The organism is Bradyrhizobium sp. STM 3561, from assembly GCF_045571455.1.
Lineage (GTDB): Bacteria > Pseudomonadota > Alphaproteobacteria > Rhizobiales > Xanthobacteraceae > Bradyrhizobium > Bradyrhizobium vignae.
Genome location: NZ_CP120695.1, coordinates 1199785 through 1213960 on the forward strand (window position 1 = coordinate 1199785; position 14176 = coordinate 1213960).

The 14176-nt window shown below is 60.9% G+C and carries 7 protein-coding genes; 3 read left to right on the forward strand and 4 right to left on the reverse strand.

Annotated elements, in window-relative coordinates:
- Positions 1–115: 115 nt before the first annotated feature.
- Both P6U28_RS05385 and P6U28_RS05390 read right to left on the reverse strand, forming a co-directional pair.
- The gene (locus P6U28_RS05385) at positions 116–823 is read right to left on the reverse strand and encodes a hypothetical protein (RefSeq protein ID WP_407121900.1); all 708 of its coding nucleotides are present in this window, start codon (positions 821–823) and stop codon (positions 116–118) included.
- A gap of 119 nt (positions 824–942) precedes the next feature.
- Positions 943–3783 carry an ATP-binding protein gene (locus P6U28_RS05390; RefSeq protein WP_407121901.1) on the reverse strand — a complete coding sequence of 947 codons (2841 nt, stop codon included), beginning with the start codon at positions 3781–3783 and terminating at the stop codon, positions 943–945.
- Positions 3784–4099: 316 nt separating this feature from the next.
- Here P6U28_RS05390 and P6U28_RS05395 point away from each other — a divergent pair, with 316 nt between their 5' ends.
- The gene (locus P6U28_RS05395; RefSeq protein ID WP_407121902.1) at positions 4100–4774 is read left to right on the forward strand and encodes a sensor histidine kinase; all 675 of its coding nucleotides are present in this window, start codon (positions 4100–4102) and stop codon (positions 4772–4774) included.
- Positions 4775–4858: 84 nt separating this feature from the next.
- Positions 4859–7774, forward strand: a complete 2916-nt coding sequence (locus P6U28_RS05400; protein WP_407121903.1) for an ATP-binding protein — start codon at positions 4859–4861, stop codon at positions 7772–7774.
- Here P6U28_RS05400 and P6U28_RS05405 read toward each other — a convergent pair.
- Both P6U28_RS05405 and P6U28_RS05410 read right to left on the reverse strand, forming a co-directional pair.
- Entirely contained in the window at positions 7723–10137 is a 2415-nt protein-coding gene (locus P6U28_RS05405; RefSeq protein WP_407121904.1) for a molybdopterin-dependent oxidoreductase, read from the reverse strand. The two genes, P6U28_RS05400 and P6U28_RS05405, sit on opposite strands and share 52 nt — an antisense overlap.
- Positions 10134–12986 carry an ATP-binding protein gene (locus P6U28_RS05410; protein WP_407121905.1) on the reverse strand — a complete coding sequence of 951 codons (2853 nt, stop codon included), beginning with the start codon at positions 12984–12986 and terminating at the stop codon, positions 10134–10136. The genes P6U28_RS05405 and P6U28_RS05410 overlap by 4 nt, the downstream gene beginning before the upstream one ends.
- Before the next feature lie 251 nt (positions 12987–13237).
- Here P6U28_RS05410 and P6U28_RS05415 point away from each other — a divergent pair, with 251 nt between their 5' ends.
- Entirely contained in the window at positions 13238–13927 is a 690-nt protein-coding gene (locus P6U28_RS05415; protein WP_407121906.1) for a VOC family protein, read from the forward strand.
- Positions 13928–14176: the final 249 nt, after the last annotated feature.

Here is a 14176-nt window from a genome sequence, read left to right on the forward strand (position 1 = left end):
GCGTGAGCTCGTGATCGTCTTCGTTTGCTCGTGACGACACTGTGCGCGGAAGGCCGGCTGTTAGCACGTTATGCGTTGTTAGACGTTGCGAGCGCGGACGTGGCCGCCCGATCGCCTAGTCGAAGGCAGCGTCGAAGATCTCGACGTCAATGAGCGCCGGCTTGGCGATAACGGTTCCGTCGGGCCGCAGCATCTGTGAGCGCCGGAGTGTCGGAACCATGATGTCGGAAAACGTCTGATGCGCCCACGAATAATCCGCAACTCTCGTTCCAAGCAGGTCGTGGTCCACACGGCGTTGCAAGGCCTTTTGGTCGAAGTAGAATATCTGCTCGGAGTTGTGGGTCACGATGTCCGACGGAAATCGCGCGCGGAGCCGATGCCAGAGTGCTCCGTTCTCAAGCCACGGCGGAAGTTCTTCGACCTGGACGTCACGACGGGCAAGGAGAAATGGCGTGGTCAGGTAGCTCCAAATCGCGAAGCCGCAGAAGAAGACCAGATGCAATTCATCCGCGAGCGGGTGTATCGCGTGATTAGCGTATCGAAATTGTGGGTGACGCCAAGTTCGGAGGATTTCACCGTCGATGTTTTCGATCGTGACTGAATCCGGTTGAAATGAAGCGCACTCCTGACCGCCGGTAATGCCGGTAAATCGAACGGATTGGGTTCGTGTCGATCCCTCCGCAATGACGTCCTTGAATTGACCGGCATGTCCGGCCTCGGTGAACAACATTCCGCCAAAGGAAAGATGAAGCGTAAACCGGCTCAACCGTGTCCAGCGGGCCAAGCCTCCACTGGCATCAATCGCGTCATCTAGAAGTGCCATGTTTCGCCAGATCTGCCATTAGGTCTCTGCACCATGGCGAGGTATTGGCGACTTGGCGTGTTAGAAGTTGTTAGGATTTGCGAGAGGGTGGCGCCCGCGCTATCCCGCTGAAATTGCTTTCAATTCAGATCAGCCAGAAAGTCCGTGGCAGAGACGAGATCGCGTGTCGTCAGTCCTTCCTGATAGCGCGCAACGATTGGTTCGATCAGGGCTCGAATCTGGCCAGCGCGGCCGCCGGCGCGCCAGAGCCGGCCAAGGCTGATCGCACCGCGCAGCTCCCAGCCGAGGGCGCACTGCTGCCGCGACAGGTCAAGCGATTTTTGAAGGAAGCGTTCTGCCTCGGAAGGGGACCCGGAACGTGCCAGAATGTCGCCCTTGATCCTGAGCATTTCCGGCATGTCGAAGGACTCGCCATGATTGCCGACCTGGGCGATCGCATCGTCAATCAGGCGCAACGCCTCCGCGAATTGATTTTGCAGCGCCATGCCCTCTGCCTGGGCAGTTGCAAACACGCTCGTCATGATCCGATGCCTGCTCGCGTGTAGCGTGGCCTGACTGCGGCGGAGAAATTCCATCCCGCCAGCGACGTCGCCGCGGCGCAGCAGCAGCTCTCCTTTTTGCCCGATGCCGACCGCGTGATAGGGGCCGAGAAAGTGCTTCCCCGCATGATCGATGAGTCTCTCGATCATGCTTTCCGCGCTAGTCCAATCGCCTACCCAGAGAAAGACATAGATCGTCCAGATCAAGGCAATACCGAGCGTCAGCGGCTGCTCGAGCTGCTCGGCCTCACGTACCGTAAATCTCGACGCCTCGATCGCCCGCTCCGGCCTGCCCGTGAGCCATAGTCCGCGGGCAAAGGCGACCAATGCGACGATGCGGTCGTCATAGCCGAGGTGACCAATATTCAGACGCTGCGAGCTTGGATTGTGAACCATCGCGCTTTCGCAGAGCGGGACAGCCTTGTCCTGATGGCCAATCAGATGATGCGCCACCCCCAGCATCCACTCGACGTTGAGCGTGCTGGTCGGGTCGTTCAGCCTGCGTGCAATCGGTTCACCTTTTTCGCCGGTTCCGAGCGCGCCGTGGAAGTCTCCGATGCGAGTCAGGTAGATGTGCAGCCCGCGCAGCAGCCACAATTGCCAGTGGAGATCTTCGAGCTCCTCCGCAAGGTGAAGACTTCGCGTAAAGGCCGCGCGCACGGCTTCGGTGTTACCCTGCGTAAACATCACGGAAATGCCAAGCGCCGTCTGCAACTGCATTTCCTGACGGCTATCTATCGGCGTATTCTCAAGAGACGCGAGAGCCTGACTTGTCCAACGATAGCATTCCATCAGCAGCGAAAGCTCGAGAAAAAGCTGCCCGGCCGAGGCAGCCAGATCGATGCCGATCCTGCGGTCACCACGATCGGAGAAACTCCACTCCAGAGCGGCGCGCACGTTGGGTAGATGGTCTGCATAGAGTAGGAAACCGCGGGAGCTTTGAGGGCCTGCGGATTTGAGAGAAATGTCCTGCAGGAAGTCGCGAAAATAATCGGCGTGGGCGCGCGCGACCTGGTCTGCTTCTCCGCTTTCCGCCAGTTTCTCCGCAACGAAGGCCCGGGTCGTGTCGAGCAGACGATATCGCAGCCGGCGCTCTCCCGGCGCGGTCGCGATCAGGGACTTTGAAAGCAGGTTGGAGATCGCGTCGACGGCTTCGGCTTCGCTAACGCCCTGAAAGGATGCGACCGCAAGAGCAGCTTCCAGAGTGAATGGCCCGACGAACACCGACAATCTGCGAAGCGCCGTGCTTTCAGCTGAAGGCAGCAGGTCGTAGCTCCAGCCGAGCGCGGCGCTGAGCGTTTGATGCCGCGGGATCGCAGTACGCCGTCCTCGCCACAACAGCGAGAAGCGGCTATCGAGCAGCGAAGCGGTCCCGGCAATGCCATAGGCATTGACCCGGCCTGCGGCAAGTTCGATCGCAAGTGCGATGCCATCCAGGCGACGGCAGATTTCGGCCACCAGAGGGGCCTCTTCCTCGCCAAGCTGGAATTCGCTCAGGCTCTCCGCGATCCGTTCGACAAAAAGCTGGGCGGCAGGATAGGCAAGGATTTCGGAGGCGCTCAGTCCATCGCGTTGTGGTGGGCAATCTAGCGGGAACAGACGGAAGACCCGCTCGCCTTCGGTGCGAAAGGACTCGCGGCTGGTTGCAAGGATGTGAAGGTCTGGCGCGTCCCGAGCAAGACGCTCCGCCAGCGGCGCCAGCGTATCGAGCACATGCTCGCAGCTGTCAAAGATCAGAAGCCTTTTGGAACCTTGCAGGCATTTTAACAGACCCGGTAAGGGGTCATCGGAGCTGACGGGTAGTTCGAGCGCGGAAGCAATGGCGGCAGAGACAAGCTTCTCGTCCCTGAGAGCACCGAAATCGACGAAAGAAACCTGCTCCTCGAAGGCGGTCAGTTGATGGTGCGCGACCGCAATGGCGACCGAGGTCTTGCCAATGCCCCCAGGGCCGACAACGGTCACGAAGCGGTGCAGAGAGAGCTCGGCGCAAATCTTATCGATAGCTTCTCCGCGTCCGATCATTCTCGCGAGCGGGGCGGGAAGAGCTCGAGGGGATGAGACCTTGCCGCGAAGCTGCGTCGCCGACGAGTCATGCGCGAGAGATGCGGCGAAGCAATATCCGCGCCCGGGAACATTGACGATGTAGCGGGCACCCGCAGCACCATCGCCGAGCGCCTTTCTCAACGCGGTGATGTGGAAGCGAAGGCTGCCCTCGTCCACGTTCACGTCGGCCCAGACGCGCCTAACCAATTCTCTCTTGTCGACGACTTCGCCGGGGTGCTCGGCGAGGGCGATGAGGATATCGAGCGCGCGGCCCCCGATGTGAAGCGGTGTGCCGTCCTTCTCCAACAACCGCGAGCTGGGAAGCAGCCGGAACGGTCCAAAGGAAATGGCCGAACCTTGATTGGTCTTGTCTGGCACGCGCCATTGCCCCGCTGAGGGAAGTCCAGAGACTACTTGGTTTATCAGAACGCGGGTTTGAGTAAACGGGCCCGGCTGGCCAATATCTGTGCACGTCTCGAAACGAGCCGAACAGCTGGTCAGAGTCGTCAGATTTAGCTTAAAAGATAAGATCTTAGACGAAATTTGGGATGGTTCGGACGCGATGCGATCCGTCATGCGCAAGACCGTCAATCGCTTCGCACCATAACAGAATCTTGCAACGTCTAACGAGCCAAATTCGGCTATCGCGCGCAGTATGGCTCAGAAAACCGTATCTCAAACGGGGGAGGTCACCATGTTCGCCGTCGGCTTTCGGTCAAACGACGATATCGTTCAATCCCATCAAGCCACCGGCGTCGACGACCAGCTGGATGATTGGGAGCTGGTGCTTCGCGAAAGCCACCACCGGATGAAGAATACGCTGACCCTGCTTGGTGCGTCGGTGCGGCGCGATTTCATGCGGATAAAACCGACGGATGTTTCGATTGCCGTCGATCGCTTCGAACGGCGTGTCGTGGCCTTTGGCAGGCTCTATCAACTGTTGTCCGATGATTGCGATCTCAACGCCGTTGCGCTGGACAGTTTTTTCGAAGGTTTGTGCGGAGCCTTGGCTGAGGCAATCCTGGAGCCTGCGGGCATTCGCTGCGAGGCGGCTATCGAGAGCGGTACACTTGCGGCATCGCAGCGTCATCGACTTGCGTTGATGGTCACAGAACTCGTCACAAACGCAGCCAAACATGCTTTTCCGGGCCGAAATGGTGGATTGATTCGCATCGAGATCGTCAATCGCGACGGGGCCTTGTGCTGCACGGTCGCCGACAACGGCACAGGCGCGATTGGTCCGCTTCAGGGGACCGGTGGCCGGATCCTGGAGCGCCTTGCCCGAAGCATTCGCGCGCGGGTCCATGGCGAAGCCGGCTGTGGTGGGACAACTGTGACAATTTTGACGCCGACAGCCGCTGCCGGGTAGGCTGGATAACGAACTCTAGCTGTCCGGCATTCTCAGGGGATTTAATAGAAGGGCGACCCGCCCTCAAAGGGTCTTGGGTGATCTGTGGCGAGCTTCGATAAGACCAACCCAGTTTCACGATCGGATAATCCGCCGGATGCCTTAGTTTTCGGGCCATTCCGCGTTGTTCCGAATGAACGCCTGCTCGAGCGCGATGGTGAGTCCGTTCTCGTTGGCAGCCGCGCGTTCGATCTCCTCTGTCTCTTGATCGATCGGGCTGGAGAAGTTGTCGGCAAAGCCGACCTAATGGCAAGGGCTTGGCCCGGTCTGACAGTCGATGAGAGCAGCCTGCGCTTCCACGTGGTTCAGCTGCGCCGCGCGTTGGATGACGGCAAGGATGGCCAATCCTACGTAGTCAACGTTCCCGGCCGTGGATATTGTTTTGTCGCTCCGGTTCACGGCACGACGACGTCGAAGCGATTGGGCACCCCCGATTCAGCGGCCAATCAACGCCCGCAAAGGCTTCCTCACAGGCCGAGCCGAGTCGTCGGGCGCGACGCGACAGTCGTCATGCTCGCCGAACACCTGACCGCGCGACGTTTCGTGACGCTTCGGGGTCCGGGCGGTATCGGCAAGACGACCGTTGCCATCACGCTTGCGCATGAGGTCGCCACCAGCTTCAGGGATGGCGTTCAGTTTGTCGATCTTGGCAGCCTTAGAGATCCTCACCTGGTCGCAATCGCAGTGGCATCGGCGCTCGGTCTGGTCATTCCGGTGGGGGACCCCACGCTTCGACTGATCGACGCGCTGCGCGACCGGGAGCTTCTGTTGGTCCTCGACAATTGCGAGCACGTCGTTGACGCGGTCGCGCGGCTTACGGAAAGGATCTACCTGCAAACACCGGGCGTTTCCATCCTGGCGACAAGTCGGGAATCGCTCGAGGCCGCAAGTGAGTTTGTGGTTGAACTGCCGCCGCTCGAAATACCACCGCAAGACTTATCCGATGGACTCGACATCAATCGATATTCGTCGACACAGCTCTTCAAGGAATGCGCGGCTGCGGCAGGTTGCGAGTGCGACAACGATGTGGTGGCTCGCATTTGCCGTAAGCTCGATGGGATACCCTTGGCAATTGAACTGGTTGCGAGCCGTCTGTCAGCGCATAGCTTGAGCGAGATCGACAATCTCATCGAAGGACGATTTCGGCTTGCTTGGCCTGGGCGACGCACGGCCCCGCAGCGGCACCAATCGTTGAGCGCGGCACTGGACTGGAGCTATGACCTCATCTCTCCGGCCGAGCGGAGCCTTCTGCAGTATCTCAGCGTCTTCCCTGGCGCGTTTACGCTCAACGGCGCGCGCGCCGTTGCCCGCAGTCTGAACGAGCCCGAGGCCGTTCTCGACAGTCTTGAGCAGCTGGTTGCAAAATCGCTGGTGACGAGCAGGCCTGACGCAGGTCTGGCGCGCTTCTGCCTGCTCGAGACAACGCGTGCCTATGCGGCGGAGAAGCTTGCCGCTTGCGGCATGGCCCATGCGGCACACCTCAGCCACGCGCGATATGTGCTGGAGGCCCTGGGTCCTCGAACCTACGAGGCCGGCGGAAGGCGTCCGGGGGGCTGGAGCCATCGCGTTGAACTTTTGTCGGACGCCCGCGCCGCGCTGGATTGGGCCTATTCCGATGCGCGCGGAGCTCAACTTCGCACCCCGCTTGCAGCTGCCTGCGCGCGGCTGTTTGTAGAGCTCAATCTGCTCGAGGAATGCAGAATCTGGGCCGGTCGTGCGATCGACGCGCTTGACGACGGCCTGAGCTATCATGCCGCCAAAGTGGAATTGCTCTGGGCCTTCGGGCATGCGGCGATGTTCACGGAACGAAACAGTCACCAATGTGAGACCGCGCTCCGCGGCGGGCTCGAGCTGGCGCAGGCTGTTGGTGACTCGCCAAACCAGTTTCGACTGCTGAGCCGACTTCACGCCTTGTACCGCCGAACGGGTGAGCGCAAGCGTCTATTGGAGGTGGCGCGCCTGGCCGACACGGTCGCCGCCGCGATTGGAGATCCGGCAGCGATTGCTCGTGCGCAAACCTATCTCGGCGTCGCCTATCACCTCAGTGGCGATCAGCGGCTTGCCCGAGAGAAGCTCGAAGCGGGCGAAGCGGGCGATGCCGCGATCCCGGACCTGCCTATCGACCACTTTGCCTACCCCCGTGGCACACAGATCATGTCCTGCACCAATCTCTGGCTGCTTGGTTTCCCGGACCAGGCCGCAGAGGTTGCAAACCGTCTGACGAAGATTGGCTCAAATCCGGATCTCGCGATGTATTGCGCGGGGCTCTGCTTTGCGGCGCGCGTCTATCGCTGGATTGGCGATCTGAGCAGGCTGGAGGAAGCCGCTGATCGGCTGGCCGCCTATTCGCGCAAGCATGGGCTTGGACCATTCTCCACCGCCGCGACCGCCCTCAAAGGCGAACTGTGCATTGCGCACGGCGCCGTGGACAAGGGAGTCGAATTGCTGCGGCCTGCATTGCCCCGCATGCTCGCCGAGCGCTTGGAGCTCTACAGTGGGGCAGCGACCATCGCGCTGGTGGTGGGAATGGCTGCGCAGGGACGGCCTGCGGAGGCGCTCTCCACGATCGAGGCGCGCATCGACGCTGTTGCCGCCCAGGGCGACAGTTGGGAGATGCCGGAGCTCTTGCGCGTGCGCAGTGAGCTCCGCGCCGGCTGCGGTGACAGCTTAGGCGCAGAGCAGGATATTGGCGCAGCAATTGAGTTGGCCGAGCGGCAGTCGGCGCTTTCCTGGAGATTGCGCGCGGCGGTCAGCCATGTGCACCTCGCCGACTCTGGCCCTCCCTCGGCTCAGGCTCTCTTGGAGTTGAGCCATACGTTGGCTCGCTTCACGGAGGGCTCCGAAACGGCAGATCTCCGCGCCGCGCGCCGACTTCTTGAGATCTCTCCTTTGGCCATACCTCGGTTACCTCAATCGGCATCACCACGGAGTAGTCGAATTTCGCACATGTTAGAGCGGTGAGAGGGGGTTCCGCTGATGGGATCACGGATAGCAGCGTCGACTGTCAGGTTGAAGTTGCTTCCATTTGGATCCGTTGGATCTGAACCTGCGACCCCAAGTTCAGCGCAAGCTTGCCACCAGCCATGTTGGCCAACCACGACACGATCGTCCAACGTATCGTTAAAGCGCGCCTTGGCGCGCATGGCGCCGCTCGAGGTTCTGACCTCGACCCAATCTCCGTCTCGAATCTTCCTGGCGGCTGCCGTCGTCGGGTGCAGTTCGATTTCGGGGTAGGGTAGGCGCTTGCGCAGCGATGGTAACGCGCGATGCTGGCTTTGGCAGAACAAGCTCGGCTTTGCGCATGTCAGAACCAGCGGGAACATGGCTGCAGGTTGTCTCGTTCCAAAGATGGGAGTTTCGATATCAGGCAGCGCCGGATAGCCCTGGCCGACGAACGTTTCCGACCAGAACTCGACTTTTCGCGTTGGGGTCGGAAAACCGCGTGCGATGCCGCGCTCGTCCGGTATCTTGTATTTATAGTGAGTCGTTGACAGCGATTTTCGCTGTCCGGCCGGGTCGGCTCTGAGTTGCTCAAGAGAGATGCCACTTGAGGCAAGCTGTTCTCGATAGGCCGCATCGATGTCACCCTGCCAGAACTTCATCTCGAGTCCCAGGCGTTTGGCGAGGCCGAAGATAATATCGGTATCCGGCAAGGCCTCTCCGGGCGGAGGCACTATCTTCGACCGGAGTTGAACGTGAGACTGTGCGTCTTCACTGATTTCAAATCCGATCTTGAGAGCTTCGCGTTCGAAGCAAGACGCGACGGGAAGCACCATGTCGGCAAGCGCGGCCGTCGGATTCATGAACAGATCCGCATGTGCATAAAAATCCAGCGACGAAAGTGCCGCACGGCCGCGAACAGGATCAGCCTGGGCAAGCAGTAGATTCGCGCCGAATCCAATCAGCGTGCGCACCGGATAGGGATCACCTTCGAGGGCCGCCCGATAGAAGTCATGGGTCGACACGTTGTTCCAGCGTGCTGGTCCGAGCGGACGTTCAGCGACACCGATGGCCGGCGCAAGCCGCTGAGCGAGGTCCTCTCCGGTGATCGGCGCTGTCGGGATCGACGGAAGAAGAACGTTGCCGCCGGGCGCATCGAAACTGCCGGTCAGGGCATAGAGCATGGCAATCGCCCGCGCGGTTTCCGTCGTGTTCGCGTGATGCTCGTGTCCGCTCCAGGCATAATATGAGACCGGCCGGGATTCCCAGATCGTGCGTGCCGCCTCTGTCAATTGCTCCGCAGAAATCCAGCACGTCCTTGCGATCGTCTCAGGTGAGTAGTGTCTGCACAGATCGGCGTAGAGATCGAAGACCGGCCGGCAACTGACGGTCCCGTCGACCGTTTCAATGGTGTATTCGCCTCTTAAGGACAGATGACCAGGCGAGGGATCGTACTGTCCCGTGGTCGGATCGTAGCGGACAATGGATTTCGACAACATGTCCAAGGCAACGAGCGACCCGCGGTCTGCGTCGGGAAATACGTCTTCGGCTTTCAGCAGCCTGTTGGTGTCGGAGCGCACCAGCAGCGGCCCGTTCGTCCATGTGCGCACGAACTCCTGATCGTACCATCCGCGCTCGATCATGATGTTCGCGAGACCCAATGCGAGCGCGCCGTCAGCTCCTGGTCGCACCCGCAGCCAGACATCTGCCTTGTTGGCGAGGCCGACATTGCGCGGATCGATCACGACAAGCTTCATGCCCCGCTTGAGGCCGTCCAGCGCAGCCGTCGCGTGCGTGATGCGCGAGAACGAAGGATTGTAACCCCACAGGATCAGACATCCGGTTTTGGCGATCTCCGGCATCGCGCCGCCCGCGCTTCCTGTCGCAACGCTGCCGACCCCGAAGACATATCTCGTGGCGAAGCCGCGGCTCCAGCCGCACAAGTCGAGTGCCCAGACCAGATTCGGGGTGCCAAAGGCGTTCATCAGCCTACGAACGAACGGCGCAGAATCCGCGATGGCTGTGGTCGACGGAGACGATAGGCTGAAAGCAACTGCTTCGGGACCATATTGTGCAGCAGTCCGCCGCATTGCGGACGCGATCTGATCGAGCGCGATGTCCCAGGACGTCTCTTCCCACCCCGGATCAGGATCGCCTTTCGGCCGGGTGCGGCGAAGCGGCCTTGTCAGGCGATCTCTGTGATAGACCAGTTCGGGAGCCGCCCGACCCTTGGCGCAAATGGTCGCGCCTGTCGGATGCGAGGGATCGGGATCCAGACGAATGAAGCGGCCGTCGGCGACGGTTGCTACCGTACCGCAACGCGCGATGCACAATCCGCAGTATCCTTTGACATGGTCGACCCTTGGCGGGCCGGAAGCCGTCATGACAGTTGCTCCAGCAGTCGTTCAGCTGCTTTGAGATCGGCAGTGTCAAACCCCTCTGTAAACTGACTATACGTCTGCCCGAGAACGTCCTTCGCAGGTCGGTGAAAGCCCTTTCCAACCAGAAGCCCTGCAAGGTCGATCGCGGTACGCAATTCCCAGCCAAGCGCGCCTTGACTGCGACTGAGCTCCAGCGATTGTATGAGACATGCTTCGGCTTCCTCAAGGCGAGAAGGGTCCATCGCGCGTAGCAGTCCCCCCTTCATGCGCAGCAGCTCCGGCATGTAACAGGTATCGCCTTTTGTGCTGACTTGCAGGATCGTGTCAGTCAGGAGTGCCATCGCATCATCGCGCTGTCCGTTGGCGATCAGGCCTTGCGCGAGGCAGATGTTGAACTCGGTCGTGATCAGCTCATAGCGGACGGCATGAATTTCCGCCAACGACGCGCGGAGGTCCGCGATGGCGTTCTGGCCCTGGCGAATGGCCAGCTGCGCCTTTCTTGCGCGCCCGACCGCAGTCAGCGGGCCGAGGGAATAGGATTCGGAGATCGCGATCGAGGCGTCGATATACTCTCGGGCACTCCCAAAATCCCCGGTCCACAGGAAGATCGACGCGGCCCAGGCAAGCAGAACTGTGACCGACGCCGGATGATCCATTCGCTTCGCGCCATCGATGAAGTCGCGGGCGCGCTCAATAGCCTGGGTCGGATGCCCCTGCATCCAAAGCGTCCTCGCGAGCGCAATGCCGGCCCGGAAATGGCGATCGTGGACCAGATAGATCGTGTCGCTCTGTTGTGACGGCGACCAATCTGCGAACAACGCCTCGAGCTCGCCGCGCGCGCCGCGGAGGTCTCCCTTCATGAGAAGGGAGCGTCCGAGGATGGAATGGGCCAGCGCAAGGGCCGCGGGGTCGTCGACATTGGCGGCGAGCGCTCGGCAGCGTTTTGCATACGACAACGCGACATTGAAGTCGCCACTGCGGAAGTGGAACATGTGGAGCATGCCGAGCAGGCCGGCTTCGTTGGCCAAATCACGCTCCGCTTCGGCCAACGCCAGACTGCGGTCCAATGCCCCTCGCGCCTGCGCGTTTTCTCCATAAAGCAGCATCGACGAGATCCCAAGGCCCGCCTGCAGGTGCATCTGCTCGGATTTGCTGCAGACTTGATCGTCGAGAGTAGCCAAAGCGCGTTGCGACCAATGATGGCATTCAGGAAGCAGCGACATCGCCAGCAGGACGGGTGCCGCGGCCGCGGCAAGGCCGATACCGGTCGGCAAATCACCGTTCGCTCCAAAGCACCATTCCAGGGCAGTGCGGACATTGCTGACGCCGGCGAAATAGGGCGCGCGTTCCGTACCGGACATCAAGGCGGACCATTCGGAGGCAGCTTGCGCGAGCCATTGCCGGTAGTAACGCGCATGACGGATGGCCAGGGAGGTCGTTTCGATGTCGTCAGCCTCGAGTTCGAGTGCGTAGGCCCGCGTCGTATCAAGCAGACGATAGCGCATGACGGAATCGAGCGAACGCGTCGCGACCATGGACTTGGCAACCAGGCTGTCGATTGCCTCAAAAACGTCCGCCTGTTCGAGACCGTTGCCCGTAGCGACCGCAAGCGCAGCCTCGAGCGTAAAATTTCCGACGAATATGGCCAGCCTGCGCAGCACAATGCGCTGTGTTTCCGACAGCAGGCTGTAACTCCAGTCGAGCGTCGCCTGGAGGGTCTTCTGTCGGGGCGGAGCAGTGCGTGGGCCTGCCCATAACTGGGCAAGTCGCTGGTCGAGCAGGGCGGCTGTCTCGTTCAGACCATAGACCTCGACGCGGCGCGCGGCCAGTTCGATGGCGAGCGCGACCCCATCCAGCTTCCGACAGATGTCGGCGACAATCGCGGCCTCAGCGTCGTTCAGGTTCAAGTTGGCGCCGCTTGCCAGAGCGCGTTCGACGAACAATTGCGTAGCGGGGAATGTTCGCGCGGCGTCGGCGGAAAGTTCGCCGCCCTCGGGGGGGTAGGCGAGCGGCTCCAGCCGATAGACGTTTTCTCCTTCCACTTGCAGCGTTTCACGACTCGTCGCGAGAATGTGAACTTGCGGAGCGTTCCTGAAGATCGCCACAGCCAGGGCTGCAACGGCGTCGATCAGATGTTCGCATGTGTCGAGTACAAGTAGAAGCCGCTTCTCCCTGAGATAGGCGATCAGGCCGGACGTTGCATCCGCGCTCTGGACGGATAGGCCCAGCATCGACGCGACGCCGGTCGTCACATAGCGAGGATCACTCACCATACTCAGATCAACGAACAGCACCGCACCCTTGAAGGTGGCCTGCAGTTGGTGCGCGATCGCCACGGCAACCGTGGTCTTACCGACGCCCCCTGATCCGACGATCGTGACAAACCGGTAGGCATTGAGCCGCAGCGACAGCTTCTCGAGATCTTCCTCGCGGTCGATCATGGCGCCGAGCCGGCTCGGCAGATTGTAGTGATGAAAACGCGGGGAGGGGGTGACCGGACGCTGGGCTGAAATGCCCGAGCGTGAAATCGCGGCAACAAAACTATAGCCCCGTCCGGATGACGTGGAAATGTACCGCGCGCCATCCTTTCCGTCACCGAGTGCCTTGCGCAGACCGGCGACGTGGAAGCGCAAGGCGCCTTCCTCGACATTGAGCCCGGGCCACACCTCGGCGATCAGGTCATTCTTGCTGACCACTTCGTTCGGACGGGACAGCAGCGTCACAAGAATATCGTAGGCTCGGGCGCTGAGTTCGACGCGGGCGCCGTCCTTGGTCAGCATTCTCTCGCCGGGAACCAGGAGGAAGGGGCCAAACGAGACCGTTTCATTGCTTTGCGCAGGCGGCGTTGCCATGGCGTGCTTCTTTTAGCCCTTTGAATTAGCTTGGTATTTGCGCCGATGCCGGCACTGGCATCGGAGTAGATCGTAACGACGCAGGTCAGTAGTTCGCTGACCTTCCCCGATCGAGTGAGATGGTTGCCCTGCTCGCGATAGCTAACGGGCTCTAACAAGCCATAACAAGCACTATTCCGTCGTTTGAGCGAAGCTAATCACGCGATTTTGCTCGGCATCCTGGGAATGTCCTTCAAACAACGGAGCTTGCCATGACGGTCGTAGAGATGCGTAACCAAGCGCCCGACGCGTTGTCGAAATCCCCTACCGTTGACCTCAAGCTTGAGGTCGTTGTCATTCCCGTGTCAGACGTTGACCGCGCTAAGAATTTCTATGCGGGGCTCGGCTGGAGATTGGATGCAGACTATGCCTCCGGCGACGACTACCGCGTCATCCAGTTCACGCCGCCGGGGTCCGCTTGCTCGATCATATTCGGCAAGAACGTGACTGCGGCTGCGCCGGGCTCGGCCCAGGGATTGTACCTCATCGTCTCCGATCTCGATGCCGCTCGAACTGAGCTGCTTGCCCGCGGCGCCAAGGTGAGTGAATTATTTCACGATGCCGGCGGTGTCTTCACCGGGCCGGACGAGCCCTTTCTCTTCGGCCGGCGTCGTGTCGATGGCCCCGACCCCGAGCATCGTAGCTACCGCTCCTTCGCCTCGCTCCGCGATCCCGACGGCAATGGCTGGTTGCTTCAGGAGGTCACGACGCGATTACCCGGACGAATCGATACGGCCGGCACGACCTTCGCCTCGTCAGTCGAACTCGCCGCCGCACTTCGCCGGGCCGCGGCTGCACATGGAATCCATGAGCAGAGTAACGGCGCGGCTGACGTCAATTGGCCCGACTGGTACGCCGATTTCATGGTTCGCGAGCAAGCCGGCGAACCATTGCCATCTTGATCTGCGAGGCCGCATCGCTTCCTGACATGCAGGCTGATGCAGCGCCGTTTGCGAAGTGACGTCGACGCGGAAGCCCGTCTCGCAGATCGTGAGACCGCTCACGCGGGTTGCGTCGTCACGCATGACACGCATTGCACTTGCGATGGCATCGAGCCTGCACCTTTCGCCGTCGTGCGAAGATGCCGTCGCGACGAACACTCGCCCCGCTAACGCCGCAGTGTCCCACGCGCGACTCGCAACGGCTAACGA